This is a genomic window from Paenibacillus rhizoryzae (assembly GCF_059686995.1).
Window position 1 is genome coordinate 176,176 of sequence record NZ_JCAALT010000005.1, and the last position, 24,710, is coordinate 200,885.

Annotated in this window: 23 protein-coding genes; 7 read left to right on the top strand and 16 right to left on the bottom strand. The window is 56.0% G+C overall.

All coding sequences use genetic code 11. The features are described from left to right. Positions 1–9 precede the first annotated feature (9 nt). Entirely contained in the window at positions 10–798 is a 789-nt protein-coding gene (locus AC6ESO_RS16345) for an AraC family transcriptional regulator (RefSeq protein ID WP_497092274.1), read from the top strand. A gap of 789 nt (positions 799–1,587) precedes the next feature. On the opposite strand, the gene AC6ESO_RS16350 is transcribed toward AC6ESO_RS16345, so the two are convergent. Further along, on the bottom strand, positions 1,588–2,244 hold the full coding sequence (locus tag AC6ESO_RS16350; protein ID WP_497092275.1) for an SOS response-associated peptidase: 657 nt from the start codon (positions 2,242–2,244) through the stop codon (positions 1,588–1,590). Between the two features lie 112 nt (positions 2,245–2,356). Between AC6ESO_RS16350 and AC6ESO_RS16355 the strand changes: the two genes are divergently transcribed. Beyond that, positions 2,357–3,283 carry a helix-turn-helix domain-containing protein gene (locus AC6ESO_RS16355; RefSeq protein ID WP_497092276.1) on the top strand — a complete coding sequence of 309 codons (927 nt, stop codon included), beginning with the start codon at positions 2,357–2,359 and terminating at the stop codon, positions 3,281–3,283. A gap of 186 nt (positions 3,284–3,469) precedes the next feature. Here AC6ESO_RS16355 and map read toward each other — a convergent pair whose 3' ends face one another. The 9 genes from map to AC6ESO_RS16400 all read right to left on the bottom strand — a co-directional run bounded on the left by map (position 3,470) and on the right by AC6ESO_RS16400 (position 15,577). Further along, a complete protein-coding gene (gene map / locus AC6ESO_RS16360) occupies positions 3,470–4,213 on the bottom strand; it encodes a type I methionyl aminopeptidase (protein ID WP_497092277.1) in 744 nt (247 codons plus the stop codon). 77 nt (positions 4,214–4,290) lie between these two features. Next, a complete protein-coding gene (locus AC6ESO_RS16365) occupies positions 4,291–4,479 on the bottom strand; it encodes a hypothetical protein (protein WP_090978737.1) in 189 nt (62 codons plus the stop codon). A 277-nt stretch (positions 4,480–4,756) separates the two neighbouring features. Next, positions 4,757–4,975: a hypothetical protein gene (locus AC6ESO_RS16370; protein WP_497092278.1), complete on the bottom strand. Its 219-nt coding sequence runs from the start codon at positions 4,973–4,975 to the stop codon at positions 4,757–4,759. A 111-nt stretch (positions 4,976–5,086) separates the two neighbouring features. Continuing rightward, a complete protein-coding gene (locus AC6ESO_RS16375) occupies positions 5,087–5,542 on the bottom strand; it encodes a PaaI family thioesterase (RefSeq protein WP_497092279.1) in 456 nt (151 codons plus the stop codon). Beyond that, complete coding sequence (locus AC6ESO_RS16380) at positions 5,487–7,235, bottom strand: long-chain-fatty-acid--CoA ligase (protein ID WP_497092280.1); 1,749 nt, start codon at positions 7,233–7,235, stop codon at positions 5,487–5,489. Before AC6ESO_RS16380 ends, AC6ESO_RS16375 begins: the two co-directional genes overlap by 56 nt. Positions 7,236–7,251: 16 nt before the next feature. Then, positions 7,252–9,051, bottom strand: coding sequence for an acyl-CoA dehydrogenase FadE (locus AC6ESO_RS16385; RefSeq protein WP_497092281.1), 1,800 nt, complete (start codon positions 9,049–9,051; stop codon positions 7,252–7,254). Between the two features lie 507 nt (positions 9,052–9,558). Continuing rightward, complete coding sequence (locus AC6ESO_RS16390) at positions 9,559–10,761, bottom strand: acetyl-CoA C-acyltransferase (protein ID WP_497092282.1); 1,203 nt, start codon at positions 10,759–10,761, stop codon at positions 9,559–9,561. 38 nt (positions 10,762–10,799) lie between these two features. Further along, entirely contained in the window at positions 10,800–13,223 is a 2,424-nt protein-coding gene (locus AC6ESO_RS16395) for a 3-hydroxyacyl-CoA dehydrogenase/enoyl-CoA hydratase family protein (protein WP_497092283.1), read from the bottom strand. A 14-nt stretch (positions 13,224–13,237) separates the two neighbouring features. Next, complete coding sequence (locus AC6ESO_RS16400) at positions 13,238–15,577, bottom strand: (Fe-S)-binding protein (RefSeq protein WP_497092576.1); 2,340 nt, start codon at positions 15,575–15,577, stop codon at positions 13,238–13,240. 296 nt (positions 15,578–15,873) lie between these two features. Here AC6ESO_RS16400 and AC6ESO_RS16405 point away from each other — a divergent pair, with 296 nt between their 5' ends. Both AC6ESO_RS16405 and AC6ESO_RS16410 read left to right on the top strand, forming a co-directional pair. Next, on the top strand, positions 15,874–16,710 hold the full coding sequence (locus AC6ESO_RS16405; protein WP_497092284.1) for an electron transfer flavoprotein subunit beta/FixA family protein: 837 nt from the start codon (positions 15,874–15,876) through the stop codon (positions 16,708–16,710). A 320-nt stretch (positions 16,711–17,030) separates the two neighbouring features. Next, positions 17,031–18,056 (top strand): electron transfer flavoprotein subunit alpha/FixB family protein, encoded by a 1,026-nt coding sequence (locus AC6ESO_RS16410; protein WP_497092577.1) that lies wholly within the window; start codon positions 17,031–17,033, stop codon positions 18,054–18,056. 283 nt (positions 18,057–18,339) lie between these two features. Here AC6ESO_RS16410 and AC6ESO_RS16415 read toward each other — a convergent pair whose 3' ends face one another. The 6 genes from AC6ESO_RS16415 to AC6ESO_RS16440 all read right to left on the bottom strand — a co-directional run bounded on the left by AC6ESO_RS16415 (position 18,340) and on the right by AC6ESO_RS16440 (position 21,567). After that, positions 18,340–18,810, bottom strand: coding sequence for a GNAT family N-acetyltransferase (locus AC6ESO_RS16415; protein ID WP_497092285.1), 471 nt, complete (start codon positions 18,808–18,810; stop codon positions 18,340–18,342). A 79-nt stretch (positions 18,811–18,889) separates the two neighbouring features. After that, positions 18,890–19,141: a hypothetical protein gene (locus AC6ESO_RS16420; protein WP_497092286.1), complete on the bottom strand. Its 252-nt coding sequence runs from the start codon at positions 19,139–19,141 to the stop codon at positions 18,890–18,892. Between the two features lie 91 nt (positions 19,142–19,232). Then, on the bottom strand, positions 19,233–19,538 hold the full coding sequence (locus tag AC6ESO_RS16425) for a Dabb family protein (RefSeq protein WP_497092287.1): 306 nt from the start codon (positions 19,536–19,538) through the stop codon (positions 19,233–19,235). A 299-nt stretch (positions 19,539–19,837) separates the two neighbouring features. Further along, positions 19,838–20,260: a GNAT family N-acetyltransferase gene (locus AC6ESO_RS16430; protein WP_497092288.1), complete on the bottom strand. Its 423-nt coding sequence runs from the start codon at positions 20,258–20,260 to the stop codon at positions 19,838–19,840. Further along, a complete protein-coding gene (locus AC6ESO_RS16435; RefSeq protein WP_497092289.1) occupies positions 20,251–20,820 on the bottom strand; it encodes a histidine phosphatase family protein in 570 nt (189 codons plus the stop codon). Before AC6ESO_RS16435 ends, AC6ESO_RS16430 begins: the two co-directional genes overlap by 10 nt. A gap of 138 nt (positions 20,821–20,958) precedes the next feature. Next, a complete protein-coding gene (locus AC6ESO_RS16440) occupies positions 20,959–21,567 on the bottom strand; it encodes a DUF2238 domain-containing protein (RefSeq protein ID WP_497092290.1) in 609 nt (202 codons plus the stop codon). 115 nt (positions 21,568–21,682) lie between these two features. Here AC6ESO_RS16440 and AC6ESO_RS16445 point away from each other — a divergent pair, with 115 nt between their 5' ends. The 3 genes from AC6ESO_RS16445 (at position 21,683) to AC6ESO_RS16455 (ending at position 24,701) form a co-directional block, all read left to right on the top strand. Beyond that, a complete protein-coding gene (locus AC6ESO_RS16445) occupies positions 21,683–21,883 on the top strand; it encodes a hypothetical protein (RefSeq protein WP_497092291.1) in 201 nt (66 codons plus the stop codon). Between the two features lie 137 nt (positions 21,884–22,020). After that, entirely contained in the window at positions 22,021–23,295 is a 1,275-nt protein-coding gene (gene ilvA, locus AC6ESO_RS16450; protein ID WP_494821185.1) for a threonine ammonia-lyase IlvA, read from the top strand. Between the two features lie 251 nt (positions 23,296–23,546). Then, the gene (locus tag AC6ESO_RS16455; RefSeq protein ID WP_497092292.1) at positions 23,547–24,701 is read left to right on the top strand and encodes an MFS transporter; all 1,155 of its coding nucleotides are present in this window, start codon (positions 23,547–23,549) and stop codon (positions 24,699–24,701) included. The last annotated feature ends 9 nt before the right edge of the window (positions 24,702–24,710 follow it).

Sequence of the window (24,710 nt, forward strand, 5' to 3'; positions counted from 1 at the left end):
CGTTGCCCCATGTTCCATATCTTCGATATCCGGCAAGAACGCGGCATTCTGCAAGGGGAGCGGCGCGTGCTCGGAATGGATAGCTATACGCTGGTATGGGTCCGTTTCGGCCAAACCAGCTATACCTACTCCGGCCAAACGATCAGCTGCCGCAAAAACGAGCTGCTGCTTATCCCGGCCGGCGTTCCCGCCGCGGAGCTGCATGGCGCGGGGAGCGTCCGCGAGAGCGTTACGGTGCGCTTCAGCCCGGCCGATATTTCGGCGATGCAGCTGCTGCCTATTCTGGCGAGAAGGACACCGCTTCGCTGGGTCACGCATATGCCGGAGCTGTTGCTGGAGAAGCTGCTCTATATCGTGGAGCAGTGGAGTGCCCGCGACCGTTACTTCTCCGTCATGTGCTCGGCGCTGCTGACCGAGCTGATCGTGACGATCAGCCGGGAGTATGACGAGGGCGAGAAGGCGCCGTCCTCCATCCAGCACATTGAGCGGATGAAGCGCTACGTCGAAGACAATTACCGCGGCAAAATCACGAAGCTCGAGCTCGGCACCTGCATCAACGTCAGCCCGAATTACGCAGCGTCGCTATTTCGCAAAGTAACCGGCCTCACCATCAGCGAATACGTGCACCGCAGACGAATGAAGACGGCCCACTACATGCTGCGCCACTCCCAACTAACCGCACAGGATATCTCCGAGCATCTCGGTTATAGCGATCCCTCGTATTTCAATCGTATTTTCAAACGCATTATCGGCAAGCTGCCTTCCGATTTGATCGCGGAGCGCACGGCGCGGGAGTGAGTTGACGTGGTGCGCTCCGCTTGAGGAGGGGACCTCGGAGGCGAGCGTATGATATTCGAACTCTCGATTCCACACAGGGTGGCGAGATGGTTAGCTTGAACCCTGAGAGTTCGATTTCAGGACTCTCGGCTTTATTTCGCCGTAGTTTCGGTGACGAGAGTTCGAAATTGGAACTTTCGACTCCATACTTGGTAGTGGGATTGGTTAGCTTGAGCTCTGAGAGTTCGATTTCGGGACTCTCAGCTTCATTTCGGTGCAGTTTCAGTGATGAGAGTTCGATTTTCGAACTCTCAATTCAACAGAAAGTGGCGGGATTGACTGGTCGGTTCGAGGTGTAAGCAGAATAGCCGCTTACACGGCCCCTTTTCGACCGCTTATGGCGCGCAAATATGGCAGTTCGGAGCGGAACTTGCTGGTTAGTTCATCGCGTAAGCGAAATAGCCGCTTAAGCAGCCCATTTTCGGCGGTTTTGCAGGCCGAGAGCGGATATGCCGCTTATGGCGCGCAAATGCGGCAGTTCGTGAGGGGTTTGGCTGGTTTTGGTTCAATGTGTATAGCGGCATAGCCGCTTACACGGACCATATTCGGCGATAATGCATGCTGAGAGAGGATATGCGACTGGCGCTCGGAGGCAGCTATTGGCCGGAATAGTCATTTACTAGACGTTCTTCTTAAATCGCTAATCATAGAGCAAACGCAATGAAGAAACGTCTGATCCTCACTCGGCGCACACGTTCCTTCCCGCAACAAAAAGGCCGCCAATATAACCTTGGCGGCCTCCCACAAACGTCAACCCATTCCTCTGCCCCACTCCGTGCGCGGTGACTCGAAGTCGACCATATCGTCGATGCTCGGCGACAGCGGAATGGCGACCATACGCAGCGCATCCATTGGGCGAAGCATGGATCGCAACTCATACGGCGTCCGCTGCCCGCGCTGCAGCCAATCGCTGATGTCCTCTTGCTCCAGGATCGCCGGCATCAGCGGCTGATACGGAGACACATGCGAGTTCGCCTCCGTCATCAGCATCGTGCAGGTACGCATCTCTTCGCCGGAAGCCGGACGGAACACATCATAGAGCCCTGCGATCGCAAACGTCCCGCTTCGCATCGTAAGCTTCATCCGATGAACTTCCTTCCCGATGGTGCGGGTCACATAGAACCCTGTGCATGGAATGATGCAGCGCTGTTTATTCGCAATACGCTCATAAATCGGTTTTTCAAACAACTCCGAGCTGTCCATCCGCACCGAATCGCGAGCCCAGTACGGCACCATCCCCCACCTGAACTCATCCAGAATTCTTCCGTTCTTCGTCTCAATAATCGCCGAAACCGAATCCGTTGGGTTAACTTCATACCGGTTAGAAATATAGAACAGTACATTGTCGAGCTCGAACCGCTCCGTCAGCTCAGAAGCTTGAGCCGTTATGGATATTGACTGACACATGGGAAACACCTCCATCTATTTCGGCTATTATTTCCGGTTTAGCCAAAATCATGTGCGCCCATGGACAGATCCGCTATAATATTACTCAACAAGAGGAGGGGAAACGCGGCCAATGCCCGATAAATCCATTCAACATTTCTCCAAAGGAGAGCGGCTGCTGCCCTACTCCTCCCTATTCCAGGCGGATCACGGATCGGAGCAATTGCCGATCTTCGTCAACCGTGTACATGAATCTTTCGACCTCGTCATGCACGCGCATGATTTTATCGAAATCTGCATGGTAACGGAAGGTACCGGCTTTCATTATATCGGGGACGACCAAATGCCCGTATCCCGCGGCGACCTCTTCTTCATTCCGGTCGGCATCTCCCATGTATTCCGCCCCAGCTCCACGGCAAAAGGCCGATCGCTCATCATGTACAACTGCATCTTCACCACGGAACAGCTGGACAAGCTCTTGCAAGACGTTTACGCCGAACCACAAATAACAGACTCACTAAGAGAGCTGAATAAGGCCGGCCAATGGCTTCATGTGCGGGATCGCAACGAAGAAGGCCAGCAGCTGTTTCATAAATTGCATGACGAGTTCACGTCTCGCAAGCCCGGGTTCACCGCTAATCTATGTGCCGCAACCATAGAGCTGCTCATCATGGTCTACCGCAGATGGCTGGAGAAGTCGCAGCCGCAGACCATGCAGCAACAGCAGCCGATTCCCGCGGCATCCGCTTCGATGCAGCAGATCGTGGAGCAGATTGACGCCAACTGCACCTCAGAACTGCACGTAGCCGATATGGCGGCGCAGCTGGGCATAAGCGAGCGGCATTTTCAGCGCGGCTTCAAGAAGGCGACGGGCGTGACTTTTCTGGACTATGTACAGAGCGCACGAATTGATCTTAGCTGCAAGCTGCTGCTGCGCACAGATGCTAAGATCAGTGAAATTGCCGCCCAATCCGGCTACCAGGATATGAAGTTTTTTAACGAGCTGTTTAAGAAGAAAACCGGCGTAACGCCGCGCCAATACCGACGATTTCCCAAGTAACCAAGAGGGAGAGCAACAATCCAGCGATTCTGTGATTCAGCGGCCCAACGTGGCGAGAGTATGAGCGCCGACGAGCGATTCAGCACCGCTTGACGCGATGGTACCGCTTGCCACGATGATACTGCGCGCCTTGAGGTGCGCGCAGTCTGCACGACGCCCCCTCCACTCAGCGCATCTAACAAGCTGCTAACTCGTCAGTATAAAAGCCTCCCCATCCGTAATCGCCACCGTATGTTCATATTGCGCACCGATTGATCCATCCAGCGTCCGGGCCGTCCAGCCGTCCTGATCAATATTGATGTACGGCCTCCCCATGACGAAGATCGGTTCGATGGTGATGACCATGCCTTTGGCGAGTTTCTTGCCGGTACCCGCCTTCCCCTTGTGATGAACCTGCGGCTCCTCGTGTATGTTTCGTCCGATGCCGTGTCCAATGAACGCATCGACGATGGAGTATCCCTCCGTTTCCGCCACGCGCTGCACCGCATTGCCGATATCGCCTATCCGTTTGCCCGCAGTTGCCTGCGCAATCCCTTGATAGAGCGCATGTTTCGTCGCGTTCATCAGCCGCTGAAGATCCGGATTGACATGGCCAACCGCATAGGTCCATGCCGAATCCGCCATCCAGCCGTCAAGCTCCGCGACCATATCGATGGTCACGATTTCCCCTTCGCGAAGCGGAACATCCTTCGGGAAACCATGACAAACAACCTCGCCGGTCGAAGCGCAAGTCGCATAGGGGTAACCTTTGTAGCCTTTCTGCGCGGGCCGTGCCCCATTTTGGCGCATATAGGTGTCCACGAACCGGTCGATTTCAAGCGTTGTCACGCCGGGCCGAAGCCGTTTCGCAATCTCGGCGTGACAGCCCGAAACGATCCGGCCGGCTTTGCGAATAAGGAGCAGCTGTTCATCGGTCTTGTAATGAATCATACGGCATCCCTCCATACAGGATAAAACAAAAAAACCTTGTCCCTATCGTGCCGGGCAAGGTTAATGGTTCAACTTATTTAGCTTACGGATGATCGAAGTCGTCCCATCTCATGCTCAACGAGCATGGTCAGTTCCTCCTCATACCCGCCCATAATACGATACTTGCGGATATAGTCTCGGACAAACTTCCGTGAATCTTTCGGCTGAAAAATTCTTGTTAGTTCCTTGAGGCTTTCTTTGACTTCATTATGGCTGCGTTTCGCCATGAAATCCCCTCCTAGCATCGGCTTAGTGGTCCTAACAATTACTGCACGAGAACGCGCACGGCGGAACTTGAACCGCGGCTGGTACTCCTCATTGATGTCGAACGATCGGCTTGTATGAAGGTGGGTTAGGAGTTTAGGGAACGACAATGAAATCAAATGTTGAAATTGTATCATTGAAACAGTCTCATATGAATTGATGAAATTGTTTCATTTATCAATCAATTATAACATTTTAAACTTAGATATAAAAGCGAACAGAATTAATTTTACAATTCCTTCAGTTTTTGTCGTCTTCTGCAGTCTCTTGTCTGGTCGCAGCCGACTCTACAGCCGACTGAATGAGATCTTCGCTAGGTTGATCGGTTCGGTGAGAGTTCGATGGCGATGCGGCTGACCAGGCACTATTCTTATAGACTCGCAAATAGGCCACTACACCCACAATTGCGACAATGATGCCAAACAAGATAACCACGTTCGTCATCCATGGACTAACCACGTCATTCTCCCCTCTCCCCCGGTTCGTTTTCCAGATATGCTAATTATAGGGGAAAGGGATAACGCTTTCAATGTCACGAACAACCCTCTGCGAAAATGTAACATGTTACAATTAAGTTACTCTGCGAAACGTTCCGCTCCCCCATGCAAGCAGCTCTTCATTATTATCGACAATACGCCCCTGCATTGTGAGTGTTCTTCTCGATTTATGAATAAGAAGCGCTTCACAGCGGATAATTCCTATTCCCGTACTTTGCAAATAGTGGACATTCAGCTGCGTCGTCACCGTCTTCTCGCCCGGACACTCCAAAATAACGACAAGCCCCATCGCATTATCAAGCAATGAGGCCAGCACGCCGCCATGAACGATGCGGGCAAGATTCAGATGTTCCGGACGCACATCCAGCGACACGACCGCCTTCCCCGGTTCTGCATGATCCAGCTCACAGCCAAGGTGTCCCCAGAATGTCGGTTTGGCCGCCTCAGCCAGCGCATCAAGCGCCGCTCGCGCATTATGGGGGCGTATCAACCCCGGTTCCGGTCCCGGCCCCGTTTCCTTCTCGCTCATTCGCTTCCTCCTCCTGCAGCTTGCGCCGCAGCACCTTCCCAATCATCGTCATGGGAAGCTCGGTTCGAAATTCATACAGATGCGGCACCTTAAACACAGCTAACCGATCTCTGCACCACCGATCAAGCTGCATCGATGAAATATTCACATCCTTGCGCAGCACAATAAACGCCTTCACCGTCTCTCCCCGATACGCGTCCTTCACGCCAATAACGGCGGCATCACGCACACCGGGATGCTCGTAGAGCACCTCTTCCACCTCGCGCGGATAGATATTAAAGCCGCCTGCGATAATGATATCTTTGATCCGGTCCACGATCGCGAAGAAGCCGTCACTGTCCATTTGCGCCAAGTCTCCGGTACGCAGCCACCCGTCCTGAATTGTCGCAGCGGTAGCCTCCGGCCTCCCCCAATAACCGAGCATTACCTGCGGGCCGCGCACGAGCAGCTCGCCGACCTCTCCCTGCGGGAGCTCTTCGCCTGTCGTCATATCGACGATTTTGGCTTCTGTGTTAGGGAAGGGCAGACCGACCGTACCGATTTTGCGTTTGGTCCAGATCGGATTGACATGCGTTACCGGCGACGCTTCCGTTAGGCCGTAGCCTTCAATAATTTTGCCGCCGGTTAACGCTTCGAACTGCGTCTGCACCTCTAGCGGCAAGGGAGAAGACCCGCTGACGCATACTCGAATAGAGGATAAGTCATATTTTTTCACATCGGGATGGTTTAAGAGGGCGATGTACATCGTCGGCGCGCCTGGAAAAAGCGTCGGTTTCAGCTTCTTGATCGTCTCCAGCACCACACCCACCTCAAAGCGGGGGAGCAGTATAATCGTGCCGCCAATCATCACGGACAAATTCATAATGACCGTCAATCCGAATACATGAAAGAGCGGCAGCGCGGCAAGAAAACGTTCCTTCCCCTCCTCCATCCGGTAAAACCACGCCACAGACTGCTTGGCATTCGCGATTAAGTTCCGGTTCGTGAGCATGACGCCTTTTGCAATTCCCGTGGTGCCCCCGGTGTATTGAATTAGTGCAACGTCATTAGCGGGATCAACATCCACCTCGGACGGCAGCTTAGGCGCTTTCGACATAAAGGAGGTGTAACGCGTCACGCCGTGCTTACCATAAGCAACTTTCGGATTATTGCCGGAGCGTCTTTGTTTGATCGGGAAAAGCAGGTTCTTGGGAAAAGGGAGCGCGTCTTGAATAGAGGTGACGATGACGGAAAGCAGCTTGGGTACGGGGCCTTCCTCAGGCGTCTTGCCCCGCACCCGTTCCAAACGGGGGTACAGCAGATCCAGCGTCAGTATCGCTGCCGCGCCGCTATCCTTGAGCTGATGCTCCAGCTCCCGCTCCACATAGAGCGGGTTTGTCATGACGACAACGGCGCCGGCGAGCATCACGCCAAAGTAAGCGATGATGGTCTGCGGGCAGTTCGGCAGCATAATCGCGACGCGGTCGCCTCTGCTGATGCCGGCAGCCTGCAGCCCTGCGGCGAATCGCTGGGAAGCGGCCAGCAGCTCGCGGTAGGTTGTTTTTTTGCCGTAGAAATGCAGCGCTTCATGGTTAGGGTATTTGGCGGCGGTTTGAAGCAGCATATCGCTTATGCTTATATTCGGAATTTCCACATCAGGCGCAATTTCACCGGGGTAGCAGCGAAGCCAGGGCCTCTCTTGCGGTTGTTCCATCTCCAAACGCCTCCCCCTACAACGTATATTGCTGGCTGCGGATGACGCGCGCGGCAATGCCGCGTTTAAGCGAGATCGTATCGACAAGCGGGGAGCGTGTCAGCTTCTTCATGACGGCCAGCTGGGTTTGGAGCGCATCCCCTTCTTCCAGGGCAGCTAGCGTTGTTTTGGCGTACCGCTCGATCCGTTCCATCGCCTCCTGAACGAATACGACTGTCATGTCGATTGCATTTTGCGTGGCCGCAGCTGACGCGGAATCGCCGCGCAGCAGCATTTTGCGTGTACGCAGATTGGCGCTTTCCATCGCGAACACTTGAATCATCATATCGGCTAAGAGACACAGCACCTCTTGCTGCTGCTCCAATGCAAGTCCGTACTTCTGCACTGCCATGCCGCCGACGGCGAGGAAGATTTTTTTGGCCTGCTGAATGCGGAACGTTTCTTTACTGAGCGGCTCATCGAATAGAGGAAGAGGCATAGGCTGCAGCAGCTCCGCCTGCAAAGCTCGCGCTTTACGCAGGAGCGGCAGCTCGCCCTTGAGCGCCTTCTTCATCAGAGTGCCGGGAATGAGCATCCGATTGATCTCGTTCGTACCCTCGAAAATGCGGTTGATCCGAGAATCGCGGTAGATTCGCTCTACCTTATACTCCTTGATGTAGCCGTAGCCCCCATGGATTTGGACGCCTTCGTCCGCCACATAGTCGAGCACTTCCGTCGCAAAAACTTTGTTAATGGAGCATTCCAGCGCATACTCGGAAATGGCTCTTGCCGCAATCGCCCCGGCATCCGCGCCTTCGCTCGCCGAACCCTCTACCTCGCTCTCCTTGAGCATTTCGTCGATCCAGCCTGCTGTTCGATAGACCATACTCTCCAGCACGTACGTGGCGATATTCATATCCGCCAGCTTCGCGCCAATCAGCGGGAAGGATGCGATTGCCCGGCCGAACTGCTTGCGCGTATTGGCATATTTGACGGCAAGCCCAACCGTTTCCTTCGCCCCTCCGACGCATGCTGCCGCCAGCTTGAAACGGCCGATATTCAGAATATTAAAGGCGATGAGATGGCCTTTGCCCACTTCGCCCAGCACGTTCCCAACGGGAACCGGCGTATCGTCGAAGAAAATCGGACAGGTCGAGGAGCCTTTAATGCCCATCTTGTGCTCCTCCGGTCCAATGCTGAAGCCCGGCAAGCCGCGTTCCACGATGAAGGCGGTAAAGTGGTCCCCGTTCACCTTCGCGTACACGATGAACAAATCCGCAAATCCGGAGTTCGTAATATATAATTTCGAGCCGTTCAAAATATAGTGCTTCCCGTCCGGCGTCAGCCTTGCCGTTGTGCGCGCACCGAGTGCATCCGAGCCGGAAGCGGGCTCCGTCAGGCAGTAAGCGGCGATTTTCTTGCCGACGGCGAGGTCGGGCAAATACTTTTCCTTCTGCGCCTGCGAGCCAAAGAAGACGATCGGCAATGTGCCAATCCCTACATGTGCCCCGACGGAGAGCGCGAAGGACGAGGCTTCCGCCAATGTTTCCGCGAGCAGCGTCGAGCTTACTTTATCGAGACCCAGCCCGCCGTATGCTTCCGGCACGTCAGCACCGAGCAAGCCGAGCTCGCCGGCCTTCTGCATCAGCTCCACCGTCAGCTTGTAATCGAGCGCTTCGATTTCGGCATCGCGGGGGCGAATTTCGCCCACAAGAAAAGCGCGCGCCGCATCTGCAATCATCCGCTGCTCATCGGTAAAATCCTCCGGGGTGACGACTGCGCCCGGCGACATATCCTCCACGACAAACCGGCCGCCCCATCGATTGTTTTGCGCCATCTGACTTTCACTCCTTTCTATCTGCTTCCTGTAAGGATGCAGCCTGCTTGCCACAAGCGGCTAATGAACCGCTTTGGGGAGAAATGTTTCACTTTGTGCAACATTTCTCCGTTTCTCGTGATGAATACGGGCAAATGATGCTCATTCTGCAACACTTTCGCCCGCTATGGGCTAAATGGCTTGATCCAATTGGGAAATGATGCATTTAGCGCAGCATTTCTCCGTTTTTCGTTGGGAGCCAGCGTAAATGTTGTAATTTGTGCAACATTTACAGCCCAAAGCTGCTAGCTGCCAGCTTTGGGGGAATTAGTAGAGCGCCGGATGAAGGTTTTCGCGACATTTCCCCTCAATCGCGTCTCCTCGGTTCGTTAGAGCCGATTTCCGGCTAAATAAGAACTTCAAGGTTCGTTAGACCGAAAGCAGGGGGGGAAAATCAGGTTCGTTCGGGTGAGTGAGTGAGTGAGTGAGTGATGAGTTAGAATGGTTAATGTGGTTGGTATGGTTGGCTCAAGGTGAAACCTCGAACACGCCTGCCGCGCCCATGCCGCCGCCGATGCACATCGAGACGACGCCGATTCCGCCGCCGCGGCGCTGCAGCTCGTGGATAAGCGAGACGGTCAGCTTCGTTCCCGTACAGCCAAGCGGGTGACCGAGCGCAATGGCGCCGCCGTTTACATTGACGCGATCCGGATCTAAGCCCAGCTGTTCAATAATAGGCAGGCATTGCGCGGCAAAAGCTTCGTTCAGCTCGAACACATCCACCTGCTCTTTCGTAATACCGGCACGGTCCAGCGCCTTCGGAATTGCTTCAATGGGGCCGATTCCCATAACCTCAGGAGCAACGCCCGCTACGCTATAGGCGCGGAAGACGGCAAGCGGCTTCGTAATCCCCAGCTTCTCCGCACGCGCACGGCTCATCACGATTACGGCTGCGGCGCCGTCGCTCATCTGCGAGGTATTGCCCGCCGTAACCGTCCCTTCGCGCGCGAAGGAAGGCTTCAGCTTCGCCAGCACCTCCGGGGTCGTATCTGCCCTGACCCCTTCGTCCCGGTCAAAGAGCAAGCTGCGCGCCCACGGCCGGCCGTTATCGTCTACCCCTTCCCGCTGCACCTGAAGGGGAACGATCTCGCCTTGGAACCGGCCTTCCGCTTGCGCCCGCGCCGCCTTGCGGTGGCTCCCCGCAGCGAAAGCATCCTGCGCCTCGCGGCTGATCCCATAGCGCCGGGCCACCTCCTCGGCGGTGTGGCCCATGCCCATGTACACCTCCGGCATCGCATCGGCAATGCCGGGATGCGGCGAAAGCTTGAAGCCGGTCATCGGGACATGGCTCATGCTTTCCACCCCGCCGGCGAGCACGACCTCTGCCTCGCCGAGCCGGATTCGCTCCGCCGCGTAAGCGATCGCCTGCAAGCCGGAGGCACAGAAGCGATTCACGGTAACGGCCGGCGTCGTTACCGGATAGCCCGCATACAGCGTCATGATGCGGGCGAAGTTCAAGCCCTGCTCGCCTTCGGGCATGGCGCACCCGATAATAACGTCCTGCACATCGCCGTACGTCAGTCCGGGCACGCGGTCAACCGCAGCACGGAGCACCGCTCGGCCAAGATCCTCAGCTCTCGTATCAGCCAGACTGCCTTTCTTTGCTTTGCCTACAGCCGTCCGTACCGCCGACACAATGACAGCGTCGAGCGGATGGTTTGCTTTCAACATTGGCGGTCACCTCCTTGAGCTTAACTTCCTGCTTCTCGCTAATTCCGCAGCGGCTTACCCGTTGCAAGCATATGCCGCATCCTCGCCTGCGTCAGCGGCTCCCCGCACAGGCTGAGGAACGCCTCGCGTTCCAAATCGAGCAAATACTGCTCGCTCACTTCCGCGCCCGGCGCGGCATCGCCTCCGGCGAGTACATGCGCGAGCTTGCGGCCGATGCGCACGTCATGCTCGCTTACTTGCCCGCCAAGGCGCATCGCGTCGACGGCCAGCTGCAGCACGGCACGGCCTTCGCGCCCCGCTACGCGGATGCGGACTCCCGCAGGCTGCGGCGTGTAGCCCGCTTGATCAAGTTCAAGGACGCGCCGCTTCGCCTCCGCCACGCGACTCTCGCCGCGGATAATGACGCGATCCTGCGGCCGCATCAGGCCGATGCGCTGCACGTCGTAGCCGCTGCCCGAAGTCTTCGCCATCGCGATGGTCTCGAACAGCGCATTCACATGCGGCTGCAGATCGCCCCCCGCTCCGGCGCGCGAAGCTGCCAAAGCCGCCGCTTCCTTACAGCCGCCTCCGGCAGGAATGAGCCCAACACCGGTCTCAACGAGACCAAAATACGTCTCCGCAGCGTAGATAATTTCATCCGCAGGCAGGCAGGCTTCCACCCCGCCGCCAAGCGTCATCCGATGAGGTGCGGCAACGACCGGACGGTCCAGCCGTTTGAGCAGCAGCATGCTGTCTTGGAACAAGCGAATGATGTCGTCCACTTCATCGAAATCGCCGTTTTGCGCTTCCATCAGCAGCATCATGAGGTTAGCGCCGACACAGAAATGCCGGCCCTCATTCGCGACGACAAGTCCGCGCCAATTGCGGCTAACCTCGTCTGCGCTTTGGCGAATCGCTGTCAGAATGTCCCCGCCAATCGCATTGTTCGGGGAGTGGAAAGCCAAGCAAGCGACTTCATCGCCCAAATCGAGCAGCGACGCGCCGGAATTGCCCAGAATGACTTTGCCGGCTCGTTTGAGACCAGCCAGAGAAATGACATCCGGCTCCTCCTGCAGCACCCGATACTCTTCGCGATTCACAAAGAACCTGCGCTGGCCCTCTTCTTTGTAGAAGCTTGCGTTTCCCGATGCCAGCCACTCGGAGAGCCACGTCGGAATATCGTCACCTTCGGCGCGCATCCGCTGTACCGACCGTTCAAGGCCAATGGCATCCCACAGCTCGAAAGGTCCAAGCTCCCAATTAAAGCCCCAGACGAGCGCGCGGTCCACATCATGGACCGTGTCGGCCACAACGCCGATCTGATGAGCCGCATAGAGCAGCACCGTCTTGATCGACTGCCATGCAAACTGCGCGTAGCGGTCGTTCGTATCCGTGAAGAGCAGCGCTTTCACCTTGCCGGCCGCGCCTTTTGCCGATTTCGACGCTTCAATGATCGGCGAATTCACGCTCTTCTTCGGTGCGTAAGTCATCGTATCCAGCTGCAAGGTTTCGATATCGCTGCCGCCGCCGGGCCGCTTGATTTTGCGATAAAATCCAGCTCCCGCCTTCTCCCCAATCCAGCCGCGCGCTACAAGCGCTTCAAGCTCCGGAGGTCTTGTGAACGCTTCTTGGTCAATGGCATCCTCACTGCGCTCCCGCACATTATCCACAACATGAAGCAGCGTATCGAGTCCGACTAAATCGAGCATGCGGAACGTAGCCGTCTTCGGACGCCCCATTGCCGGACCTGTCAGGGCATCAACCTCATCGACGCTTAGCCCATATTGCTTCATTGCCGCAATCGTGGTCAGCATGCCATACGTTCCGATCCGATTGGCAATGAAATTCGGCGTATCCTTCGCAATGACGACACCTTTGCCGAGCTGAAGCTCGCAGATACGCGTCAGGCGACTCATAACAGCAGCATCCGTATCCGGACCTGCCACAAGTTCGACCAGCTTCATATGGCGAGGCGGATTGAAGAAATGCGCCGCCGCAAAATGGTTCCGAAACGCCTGGCTCCGCCCCTCCGACATCGCCGCTACCGACAGTCCGGAGGTGTTCGTCGTAATGAGCGTCCCCGGTTTCAGCACTGTCTCTACACGGGCAAACACATTTCGTTTCACATCGAGCCGCTCCACCACCGCTTCAACAATCCACTCTACGCCAGCCAGCTTGGCGAGATCATCCTCCAGATTGCCCGCCGTAATCCGCTGCGCAAATGCCAAATCATACAGAGCAGGCGGCTGCTGGCCCGCCAGCTTCGCAATGCTGCCCGCTGCCAGTCGATTGCGGACGCTTCGATCCTCCAGCGTCAAGCCGGCACGGCTCTCCTGCTCGGTCAACGTCGCAGGCGGTACGTCGAGCAGCAGCACGCTGATGCCTGCATTGGCAAGATGAGCGGCGATGCCGGCTCCCATAACACCCGATCCAATAACAGCCGCGCGGCGAATTGGCGTCGACCGTGAAGCTCGTACTCCCACATAGCTCCCCCCTTTTAAGTGACTGTGCTTGCTTGCGGTTTGCCGAATACGCTCTCCGCCAGCAGTTCTGCGACATCCCTTGCTCTTACGGTCTCCTCCACGCCAAGCTGCTTGATACCATCCTCCATCATCGTGAGGCAGTACGGGCAAGCCGAACCGATCACCGTTGGCGAGGTTTCCAGAGCCTGTGCGGTTCTGGCCTCATTCACGCGCAGACCGGTGCGTTCTTCCATCCACATGAGGCCGCCGCCGGCTCCGCAGCACATCCCGTTCTGCCGGCTTCGCTCCATCTCGACCAGCTTGACGCCCGGGATCGAAGTAAGTACTTGGCGCGGCGCATCATAGATGCCGTTGTACCTGCCTAAGTAGCAGGAATCGTGATACACGATCCGCTCCTTCACCTGATGAACGGGCCGCAGCTTACCTTGAGCGACAAGACGGGCAAGCATTGTCGTATGATGCTCGACAACGACCGAAGCGCTTAAGCCGAAGTCGGAGTACTCGTTTTTCAAAGAATTGAATGTATGCGGGCAAATCGTGACGATTCGCCGGATGCCATACCGCTGCAGCGTCTCGACATTGTCGCGGCAAAGCGTCTGGAACAGCAGCTCGTTGCCCATGCGCCGCGCCGTATCCCCGGAATTTTTCTCCTCGCCGCCAAGCACGGCAAACGGAATCCCAACCTCCTGAAGCAAACGGACGAAAGCAAAAAGTACCTTGCGGCTTCGCTGATCGTAAGCCCCCATCGTGCCGGCCCACAGCAGCAGCTCGGGCTGCTCGCCTTGCCGAACGGCTTCCTGCATCGTACGCACCGGCCTCGCTGATGGTTGCGTACCGCCGCTTAGAGCAGCAGACTCCGCCTCGTACGCCTTTAGCCATGCAGCACGTTCGCCCCGCGGCAATCCCCACGGATTGCCCTGACGTTCAATATTGTTCATCGCGCGCTGGCCCTCTGCCGGAATGCGGCCTTCCATGAGGACGAGGTATCGGCGCATGTCGATGATTTTGTCCACGTGCTCATTACCGACAGGACATTGCTCCTCGCAGCTGCGGCAAGTGGTGCAAGCCCACAGCTCTGACTCCGTCATTACCTCGCCGATCAGCGCCACTTCCGAAACCGCCGTATCCTCATGCAGGTTCCACGCTTGCTGCTGCACGGTCATCGTAGGCTCGATCGTCGTCGTCGTTGCAGCCGAGTGGTGAACGCTGCGCTGCACCCATACCGGCGTAGCGCTGGTCATGACATGCGCGCTTGTCTGCAGCTTATCGACTTGAACTCCGAACGAAGGGACCCACGGGGATTTGGAAGTAATCGCCGCGCCTTTCTCGGTCAAGTGGTCACGCAGCTTCACGATCAGATGCATCGGCGACAGCAGCTTGCCGGTGTTGGAAGCGGGACAAACATTGGTACAGCGACCGCATTCGACGCATGCGTAGAGATCCAGCAGCTGTTTGGACGTAAATTGCTCCACCGCGCCGACGCCGAAGGACTCCGCTTCCTCATCCTCCAGATCGAGCGGCACCAGTTTACCGGGGGGCGTTTTGCGACGAAGCCATAAATTAATAGGAGCTGTAATAATGTGAAAATGCTTCGATTGCGGCACATACACCAGAAAAGCCAACAGCACCGCATAATGCAGCCACCAGAAAAACTCGTAGAAAACGCTGGCCACCGCAGCCGTCATACCGATGTCCCGCAGCGCTTCCGCTATTGTGGAGGAAACGGGAGCATGGCTTGTGTAAAGCGAGTTCGCTTGGAGCTGCGACTGCCCCGCCGCATGCAGTCTGTCGAACGATTGGGTGAGAAGGACCGTCACCATCAGCCCGCCGATAAACCAAAGCACGAGAGAGGGCTTCCATCCCCTCTTGAGCCGTCTCAGCTGCTCGACGTAACGCCTGAAGCCGCCGTACAGAATAGCCAGAAGGACGAGCAGCACGGTCACTTCCTGAGATTGGACAAAAGCATCATAGGCCGGGAGCGGCAGCGGTTTTCCGCTAATTCCTTTCCAGATGATATCGATCGCGCCGAATTGCAGCACGATAAACCCGTAGAAGATGACAACATGCATAAGCCCGCTGCGAATATCCTTCAGCAGCTTCCGGTGGCCAAACACCTGAAACACCCATTCCCAGCCTCTGCGCGTACTTTCGTTTCCCGTTGCCGCCGATGCAAGCGCTGCGTTTGCCGTAAAGGAAGAGGTTTGCAGCATCTCCTCACGGTTATCATTTTCGGGATCGGACGGATCGTGGGGAGCCGAAGATGGACGATAGGGTCCACCGCTGCGGCCCATCCGGATGTACCCCACCCGCCTCATCACGACGGTGTAGAAGCACCAGAGCGCCGTTCCCGTCATCCCTGCAAAAAGCAGCCATCGCAACAACGCCGCAAGCAGATGCGCACTTAAAAACCCCACAAGGATCCCTCCTTTTCTGGAATCGCGGAGTGATTCAGTATATGTCCTCCCAAGCGGTAACATGCGGAAAGGGCTCCATCGAAGGGTCCCGCTGCGGTCTATTTCGAGGGCCAAGTTCATAAGGTAACACTGGGCGAAGCATGTATAGAGGGCTTAGTTTATCGTATTCGGACGCGGAGCGGACGTATGACTGATGCCTTCAATTCGAACGAACGATCGGGAGGTGTTTGGTACCGATGCAGGTAGTGGTTCTGATGAAGCAAACCTTTGATACGGAGGAAAAAATCGAGCTCGTTGGCGGGGCTGTATCCGAGCATAGCGTGAAATACATCATTAATCCGTATGACGAGTACGCGCTCGAAGAAGCGCTTCGGCTGCGCGAAACCCATGGCGGCAGCGTCATTGTCGTCAGCTGCGGACCGGAGCGCGCCGTCGAAGCGCTTCGCACCGGTCTTGCGATGGGAGCCGACGAAGCGGTGCATGTGAGCGATGAGGGGCTGCAAGGAAACGACCGCGCCATCGCGGCGGCGCTGGCCGCAGTCGTAAAGTCGCTGCAGCCGGACCTCCTGTTGGCCGGCCTGTTTGCCGTTGACCGCGGAGCGGGAAGTGTCGCCTTGCAGGCCGCGGAGCTGCTCGGTTTGCCGCATGCGTCCGCGGCGCTGAAGGTTGAGGTGCGGGATGGCGGTGGCGGCGCGGGAAGTAGTGCCGGAAGTGCTAAAAGCGGAGCAGCTTGGGCAGGCAGCGGCGGGTTGACCGCGGTTGTGGAGCGGGATACCGAGTGGGGCCTGGAGACGGTGGAGGTCCCCCTCCCTGCGCTCATCACCGCGCAGCAAGGGCTGAACGAGCCGCGCTACCCTTCGCTGCCGGGCATCATGAAAGCGAAGCGCAAGCCGCTTCGGCAGGTGGCCGCAGCGGAGCTCGGGCTGTCCGCCGACGACCTGGCGCCGCGGACGGAGCGGGTTGCGCTGCTCGCGCCGCCGGTTCGCGCCGCGGGCCGCAAGCTCGCCGGCACGCCGGGCGAGCAGGCCGCGGCGCTGGCGGATTTGCTGCAGCGCGAAGCGAAGCTGTTCTGAGCACGGTGAAGCAACTGTAGAGTGAAAACGGTGCTGAACCTGAGGCTATCCTTTCGATGTCCATGTAGATCCCTGGGTGATCTACTTCCTCTCAATTTCCTGATTTCCCGCTAATGTAGATCCCTAGATAAGCTACATTCTTGCCTTTTCATGAATTACCGCCGATGTGGATCCCTACGCATGCTACTTTGTTGCTAACAAGCCACGGCGCTGGCGGACGGAGCAGGCCGCGGCGCTGGCGGATTTGCTGCAGCGCGAAGCGAAGCTGTTCTGAGCACCACTATTTATTCCGTGGAGGTATACGAGCGATGAGCGATCAATTGAAACGAACGGCACTCGTGTATGCCGAGTGCGCGGAGGGCAAGCTGCGGCGCGTGGCGCTGGAAGCGCTCGGCGCCGCCAGGCTGCTGGCCGGAGACGGCGGCAGCGTGCATGCCGTCTTGGCCGGCGGCGGTTCGGCTGCAAGCTCGGCGGCACTCGCTGCAGCTGCCGCCGAGCTTGCAGCCCGGGGGGCGGGGGTCGTCCATGTCGTTGACGACCCCGCCCTGGCGGGCTTTGCGCCCGAGGCGTACGCCGCCGCCATCGGCGCAGCCATTGCTGCGGTGCAGCCGAGCATCATTTTGCTCGGCCACACCGCGGCGGGGCGCGAGCTCGCGCCCCGCGTGGCCGCCGCCGTGCAAGGCGGCCACATCGCGGATGTGACTGCCGTCACCGTGCCGGAGGACGGCGATGTCGCAGACGCGATCTTTACTCGCCCGCTCTACGCCGGCAAGGCGTTCGAGCAGCGGCGCATCGAGCGAGGCGCACCGTGCGTCATAACGGTGCGCCCGAATAACTTGCCCGTCGCAGAGCCGGTCGACGCCGGCAGCGAGGGCACGGTTGCGGCGCTTCCCTTCGCCGCGCCGCCTCTATGGACCATCGTCCGCGACGTCGTGCGCAAAGCCAGCGGACGGGTCGATCTCGCCGAGGCGGATATCATCATCGCCGGCGGCAGAGGTGTGCGCAGCGCAGACGGCTTCGCGCCTCTCGAAGCGCTGGCACGGGTGCTCGGCGGCGCAGTCGGCGCCTCGCGCGGCGCCTGCGATGCCGGCTACTGCGACTACGCGCTGCAGATCGGACAGACCGGCAAAACAGTCACGCCAAAGCTCTACATCGCCTGCGGCATCAGCGGCGCTATCCAGCATCTCGCCGGCATGAGCCAATCCCGCGTCATCGTCGCGATTAACAAAGACCCCGACGCCCCCATCTTCGGCGTCGCCGATTACGGCATCGTCGGAGACTTGTTCGAGGTCGTGCCCCTTCTCACCACGGAGTTCGAGCGGATCCTATCGAATCCGAGCAGCTAACTTAGAAACTATGAGTAGCTCCCAGAACAACACATCAGTACAATTCCGACGAATTATTCTCATGAGTAGCTCCCAGAGCCACACATTCTCTCACCAATTCACTCATCGCACACCTCACACACTCACCAAGCCGGCAAGCACTCATTCCAACTAACATTTACTCAACTTGATCCATCTGAACGGTACCTGTTACCTCTCTCCCCTGCACCCCTCCCACAAACACAAAAAAGGAGCTGCCTTCTACCATCCAACCCGGATGATAAGGCAGCCCCTTTTATTTTTGCTAACCGATCCTCTTCCTCATCACATACCAGCTGTCCGTGCCTTCGGGGTAGAATAGATGCTCCCTTACCTCATATTGCATTCCCGCGTAGAAGTTTACGTTGCCCGGAATCGACAGCCTCACTCCCACTTCGGTTTCCGAGCAGCCGCGTTCGCCTGCGAAAGCCTCCAAATACGTCATGATCTCGCGTCCAATGCCCTTTCCTCGCCACCCCGGCTTCACCGAAACTCTGCCGATGTACAGGCATGTACCCTTGTACGAGTATACCGCCGTCCCAATCGGTTCGGCACCTTCCCAGACGATCACAGCACCGCCGCCTGCCGTGATTCCGCTGCGAATGCTCGCCTCGGTTTCCCTCAGCGCCCCCGATTGCGGAACCAGCTTCCCCTCGAACTCTTGAAAAGCTTCCCGAATCGTAGATAACACGATTCCTGCTTCATGAAGCTCAGCATGCTTAATTAGACGCGACATCGCAGACCACCGCCCACTTCGGTTTTACAGCCAACTTCCGTTTGTCCTTTTCCCAAGGTTTGTTCTTCTCCCGAGGTACTTAGTCGCCTCTTCCGAGCCGTTTCAGGAACCGATAGCCGGCAACCCCAATCGTATAAAACACCATCACAACCGCTGCACAAGCCATGTAGCCGCCCCATCCGACATGCATCACCAGAAAGTAACTATCATGATAAGCGAAATCCTGCGGTTGCCTATTCTTCAGTTCTACAATGGCGTAAAGAATGGCATACACTACTCCCGGAAAAGCAAGCGAGAGCAAAGCGCCTGCAGCGGCTTGCCTCCTTGTCATTCTGTATCCCTCCAGCCTGCTTGAAAGCTACATCTTGTCCCAGCCAACCTCCGCTAGGTTGCGCATGCGGATAGCCTCTCTATCTATCGTTCTATAGCTTCTTAAAATCAATCTCAAGGAATCGGTCAACTTCCGGAATCCATCTGTTCTCCACAAAATCAACGTGCACCGGATGCGCATTGTAAGTCTCGTAATCTTCCTGGCTGCCGAACACCATGGAGAAACCGTAGTCGTAGTCGTTCTTCACGCTAACTTGCTTGAACACGCTGAACTCCCGCACAACCGGAATCGAGGTCAACAGACGTTCCCCGTCCTTCAAGAACTGCTCCGCCGCAGCCGATCCTTGCTCGTGCTTCAAATTGAAAATAACCATGTGCTGAATGCTTGCCTGATTCATTTGGTTATGCCTCCTAGTTTTTAATGATATCTATGGGACTTGCAGCTAACGCCTCTTTTAAAAGAGTTGCATACTACGCAACATGTATCCGACTCTCTCCTCGGAAACAAATAAATGTTGCTTGAATGCCAACAATCTCCTTCTACTTCGGTCCATACAGACAAGCTAAAGCCAAAATGTTGCATTTTGTGCAGCATTAGCATTCATCTCTGATTATTAGACGGGTAATGTTGCCTTTCGTGCAACATTTTACTGCCTCTGATTTGGCTGTACCTGCCACCCAGCTGACAATACTCACACTAAGTATCCGCCGAATAAATCGCAATGCCCGACCTTTTCGTCCAGCCCGACCGCGCCCAGAAGCGATTGCCAATCTCGTTGTTCTCCAGCACGAACAGGTGGCATTTCTGAATGCCCGCTTCGCGCAGCTTGTCCAGGCTCCGCTTCACCAGCTGCCCGCCAATCCCTTGACCGCGTTGATCCGGCGACACGGCCACATGATAGATGAAACCGCGCCTGCCGTCATGCCCGCCTAATATCGTGCCAACTACCTGCCCGCCGCTATCCTCACAGACGAAGCTGCAGCCGGGGTTGCGCACTAAGTAGCCCTCAATTTCCTCGCGGGAATCGGCATCGCTCAGTACCATTCCTTCTGTCCTCAGCCACAACGCGTGTGATTCATCATAGTCGGCTATCAGCATCTCTCTGTAAGTTAGCTCCATAAACGCTCCACTCCTACCAGCTCATCTAGTTGAAACTCCAATCGGTATACATCTGGCATCGAAGTGCTCTTCCAGAACTCCCAGCCGTAACGTGCATCAAACGCATGCAAAATCATACTCATCACATTCCCATGCGTGCCAACAACGACTGACTTTCCCCGATAATCATGAAGCAGCCCTTTAATAACCGGAACTGCCCGCTGCTGCGCCTGCCTGAAAGATTCTCCGCCGGGAAGCACCGCATCATGATCCGCGAAGGATCGCTCAATGGCCGCTTGAAACTCACCCTTCGGAAGCAGGTAGTCGACACCGTGAAGCTGTCGCTCTCGCAGCTCCTCAAACGGAACAATCGGCAATTCGCGCTGCTCGGCGATTCCCTGTACGGTCAGCAGCGCTCTGGCATACGGACTGGAAACGACTGCATCGATAACTCTATCTCGTAGCAGCTTTGTCACTCGGTGAACTTCCTGTTGTCCTCGTTCCGACAAGCCGCGCGCACGGTCCTCTCCAGCCGAGTAAGAAGACTCAGCATGCCTGACCATATAAAGCCGCGTATTCATACCGCACCTCTTCTCGTCGCGCTCCTCATTCCCATGCCCTCCATTATAATCCAAGCCGTCTTGCAGCAACACCCTCTTTTGAATGCAATAAAAAAAGGCGCCCGCTCCAGTCTAGTCGGACAACCTCTCTTACCTTGATTAAACAGTCTTGCGTATTTTTCTGTATACATACACCCAAAGCATCGTAATAATCGCACCGTACAGCGTGACCTCCATATCGTGCTGGGCATCCCATTTGTCTCCTTGCGCACCTAGAAACATGTTCCCCTTCTCCGGAGGGGCAGCAAATACCACATACATCTCGCCAATTTCATAGATCGCTGCAAAGCCCAGAAGCAACCACGGAACAAGCAGGTAGGACCAGCCTCTGCGTAAACCGGTGACGCCGGTTAACACTTCGACTGCCGGATAAGCAAGCAGCAGGCCAAAAGCAAAATGAACCACCCGATCATACTGGTTCCGCTTAAAATCAAAAACATGGTGCATGAATCGATCCAGCGGCGTTATCCCGTATGCGTAGTGGGCTCCAACTGTATGCAGCAAGATAAAGACCGTGATCAGCGTATAGGCGATGTTGCTGAGTTTGTAATAACGATAACCGATCACCAGTCCGATTACCGCCAGGAAGTTCATTATATTTTCCATCCACCAATCAAATGGGTTGACCGGATAAAGCGCGAGCAGCCCCCACAGAATGATAAACGCAATGATATCCGCCTGGAGCCATCGATTGCTTCGAAAAGGCATGTATTTTCACTCCTAACTAGCGTGTTCCCTCATCTTTACCAACTGCTGGCTAAATATCCTAGGCAAATGCCCGTTGACAATTGCACGGCTTGGGAGTATAACAAGGTTAATTGAAATGTTGAAATTCGTTGATGGGAACACGCACATCGCTATGGACAATCCCCAGAGAGTCGGCGCACCGCTGAAAGCCGACGTTTGCCGGGCTATGCCGCATCCTCCCGAAGAAGCCTTGCAGAACCCGCCCGCTTCAAGTTTGCTTGGAGTTTGGTTAGTAAGCATGGACGGTATCCGCCGTTATACGGAGCGCGTATGTTAGTACGTGACAAAGAGCCGTTTCAGCCTTCGATGATGAAGGGTTTAACGGAAGTAGGGTGGTAACGCGAGATCAATCTCGTCCCTTGAGGGGCGGGATTTTTTTGTTGTTTATAAGTATCCGGGGAGGAATGGGCTGTCATGGGAAATGAATGGAATGTAAGTTCGACGATCTCTGTTGGTTTGACCGAAATTGCACAAGCGCAAATGCACGTAAAGGAAGTGGCGGCACGTACACCTCTGCAGCATAACCGAGTGCTGTCCGAGCGCTACGGCTGCAACGTTTATTTGAAACGAGAGGATCTGCAGGTTGTCCGTTCGTTCAAGCTGCGGGGTGCGTATCACTTGATCAAATCGCTTCCCGAAGAGCGTGTGATGCGCGGCGTCGTATGCGCCAGTGCCGGCAATCACGCCCAAGGCGTCGCTTATTCCTGCCATACGCTCGGTATCCCCGGCAAAATCTATATGCCAAGCACTACGCCTCGGCAGAAGGTCAATCAAGTCGCTTTCTTCGGCGGCGCTGATGTTGAAATTATTCTAACCGGCGATACCTTCGACGATGCGTTCAATGAAGCCATTGCAGCGAGCCGCAAGGACGACCTGGCCTTCATTCATCCCTTCGACGATCCGAAGATCATTGCCGGCAACGGAACCATTGGCAAAGAGATCATGGAAGCGATCGAGTCGGCGCCGGACTTCGTATTCGTCACGATTGGCGGAGGCGGCCTTGCTGCAGGCGTTGGCGCTTATGTCAAAGCCGTCTCCCCAAGCACGAAGCTGATCGGCATTGAGCCGGAAGGCGCCGCGTCCATGCGTGCCTCGCTCGATGCGGGCGAAGTACAGACGATGGATACGATCGATAAGTTCGTAGACGGCGCTGCCGTTAAACGTGTCGGCGAGCTCACCTTCCGCATGTGCCGCGATATGATTGACGACATTATTCTCGTACCGGAAGGCAAAGCATGCACAGCGATGCTGGATCTGTATAACGAGAATGCGATCGTCGTCGAGCCGGCAGGCTCCCTGCCGATTGCGGCGCTCGATCTGTACCGGGATCAAATCGCCGGTAAAACCGTCGTTTGCGTCGTCAGCGGCGGCAATAACGATGTCGATCGGATGCAGGAAATCAAGGAGCGCTCGCTCGTATTCGAAGGGCTGAAGCATTACTTCATGGTCAACTTCCCGCAGCGTGCAGGCGCTTTGCGCGAATTCCTCGACGAGGTGCTCGGACCCGATGATGATATCACCCGCTTCGAGTATACGAAGAAGCACAACAAAGACAACGGTCCTGCGCTCGTCGGCATTGAGCTTAAGAACCGTAACGATTATGAACCGCTCGTTGCGCGCATGCACAAGAAGGGACTCAACTTCCTTGAACTGAACAAGGATCCGGTTTTGTTCAATCTGCTCATTTAATGTTTTTTGTAAAGCCCGGCTGCTCCTCCCTTGGAGCGGTCAGGCTTTTTTTGCTATATGCCGATCAAACAAGCAATGATCCGTTACTTTTTGGGAATCCTATAGCTTACCTGCTATGGGGGCGTAACTTGGATTTTTGTTCCAGCTTGCATATAATGAAGAGGACGTCTGCCCACTGGTGATTGCATTTCGATTAACCTGCGCAAAGGGGATGTGACATCATTACTACTCGTCTGTTCGGCCGTGAGATTGTGCTGTTCTCGGTCATTTTATTTCTGGTTGAATTTGTCCGCGGCGCTGCATTAATCAGCTTCCTTCCGATCTTCGGAGAGAAGACGCTCGGTTTGTCCCTCGACATCATTGGCATTGCCATTACCGCCCACTACTTAACCGACACAGCGCTCAAAATGGCCATCGGCTATTTACTCGACCGCTTCTCTATTCGGTTCGTTGTACATACCGGCCTGTTAGCTTCGCTCGTCGGCATCTTCCTCCTTCAATTTGCGCAGCAGCCCTGGCTGTTCATTACCGCTGCCGCCCTATATGGCGTCGGTATATCGCCGATTTGGATCGTTTGTCTGACTAAGGTTTCCGAGGATCGCCGGGCCATGCAGATGGGTTTTTTCTACACGATTTGGTTTATCGGCATCGGTTCCGGACCGATCGTTACGAATATTTTGCTCGATCACAGCACGGCTTGGACCTATTATTTATTGCTTGGATTGGCACTGCTCTGCTGGCTGCTTTCCCTATTCATCACCAACCAGAAGTCAAGCGGCGCAACTTCTTCGCTACCATTACGAGAACAGCTCGTAATACTAAAGGAACGTCTTCGGCATATGCGTCTGCTGCTGCCGGGAATGGTACTGCAAACGATGGGTGCGGGCATGCTTGTGCCTATTCTGCCGAGCTTCGCCGAGAACAAGCTTGGCATGAACGGAGCGCAATATTCGCTGCTCTTGCTGGCAGGCGGCGCTTGCACCGTTGCCGGTCTTATCCCCCTCGGACGTTTGTCGGACATCCTTGGCGGGAAGAAATGGTTTCTCGTCCTCGGCTTCGTCATGATCGGCGCAGCCCTATACTTCTTATCGCTTGCTCCGCCTATGTGGCAATGCATCGTGCTTACCGCCATTCTCGGCTTGTCCTACGCTACGCTGCTGCCTGCGTGGAATGCGCTTCTGGCCAATTACGTGCCGCCTAAGCAGCAGGGGCTCGGATGGGGCATTTTCTCTACCGTAGAGGGCATTGGCGGGATGATCGGTCCTGTTGTCGGCGGCACGCTGGCTACATGGCAGGGGCAGTCTGCCGTGCTTTGGTACAGCGGAATCATGTATGCATTGATCGGCTTTTTCTACATTTGGTTCCCATTCCGTGCGTTTAAAGACAGCAGCCACGGCAAAACGTGATGATAGCAA

Coding starts and splice junctions, on each gene's coding strand:
- AC6ESO_RS16345 (WP_497092274.1), top strand. CDS start 10: ATGTTCCATATCTTCGATATCCGGCAAGAACGCGGCATTCTGCAAGGG.
- AC6ESO_RS16350 (WP_497092275.1), bottom strand. CDS start 2,244: ATGTGTCAGTCAATATCCATAACGGCTCAAGCTTCTGAGCTGACGGAG.
- AC6ESO_RS16355 (WP_497092276.1), top strand. CDS start 2,357: ATGCCCGATAAATCCATTCAACATTTCTCCAAAGGAGAGCGGCTGCTG.
- map (WP_497092277.1), bottom strand. CDS start 4,213: ATGATTCATTACAAGACCGATGAACAGCTGCTCCTTATTCGCAAAGCC.
- AC6ESO_RS16365 (WP_090978737.1), bottom strand. CDS start 4,479: ATGGCGAAACGCAGCCATAATGAAGTCAAAGAAAGCCTCAAGGAACTA.
- AC6ESO_RS16375 (WP_497092279.1), bottom strand. CDS start 5,542: ATGAGCGAGAAGGAAACGGGGCCGGGACCGGAACCGGGGTTGATACGC.
- AC6ESO_RS16380 (WP_497092280.1), bottom strand. CDS start 7,235: ATGGAACAACCGCAAGAGAGGCCCTGGCTTCGCTGCTACCCCGGTGAA.
- AC6ESO_RS16385 (WP_497092281.1), bottom strand. CDS start 9,051: ATGGCGCAAAACAATCGATGGGGCGGCCGGTTTGTCGTGGAGGATATG.
- AC6ESO_RS16390 (WP_497092282.1), bottom strand. CDS start 10,761: ATGTTGAAAGCAAACCATCCGCTCGACGCTGTCATTGTGTCGGCGGTA.
- AC6ESO_RS16400 (WP_497092576.1), bottom strand. CDS start 15,577: ATGACGGGAACGGCGCTCTGGTGCTTCTACACCGTCGTGATGAGGCGG.
- AC6ESO_RS16405 (WP_497092284.1), top strand. CDS start 15,874: ATGCAGGTAGTGGTTCTGATGAAGCAAACCTTTGATACGGAGGAAAAA.
- AC6ESO_RS16415 (WP_497092285.1), bottom strand. CDS start 18,810: ATGTCGCGTCTAATTAAGCATGCTGAGCTTCATGAAGCAGGAATCGTG.
- AC6ESO_RS16420 (WP_497092286.1), bottom strand. CDS start 19,141: ATGACAAGGAGGCAAGCCGCTGCAGGCGCTTTGCTCTCGCTTGCTTTT.
- AC6ESO_RS16425 (WP_497092287.1), bottom strand. CDS start 19,538: ATGAATCAGGCAAGCATTCAGCACATGGTTATTTTCAATTTGAAGCAC.
- AC6ESO_RS16430 (WP_497092288.1), bottom strand. CDS start 20,260: ATGGAGCTAACTTACAGAGAGATGCTGATAGCCGACTATGATGAATCA.
- AC6ESO_RS16435 (WP_497092289.1), bottom strand. CDS start 20,820: ATGAATACGCGGCTTTATATGGTCAGGCATGCTGAGTCTTCTTACTCG.
- AC6ESO_RS16440 (WP_497092290.1), bottom strand. CDS start 21,567: ATGCCTTTTCGAAGCAATCGATGGCTCCAGGCGGATATCATTGCGTTT.
- AC6ESO_RS16445 (WP_497092291.1), top strand. CDS start 21,683: ATGTTGAAATTCGTTGATGGGAACACGCACATCGCTATGGACAATCCC.
- ilvA (WP_494821185.1), top strand. CDS start 22,021: ATGGGAAATGAATGGAATGTAAGTTCGACGATCTCTGTTGGTTTGACC.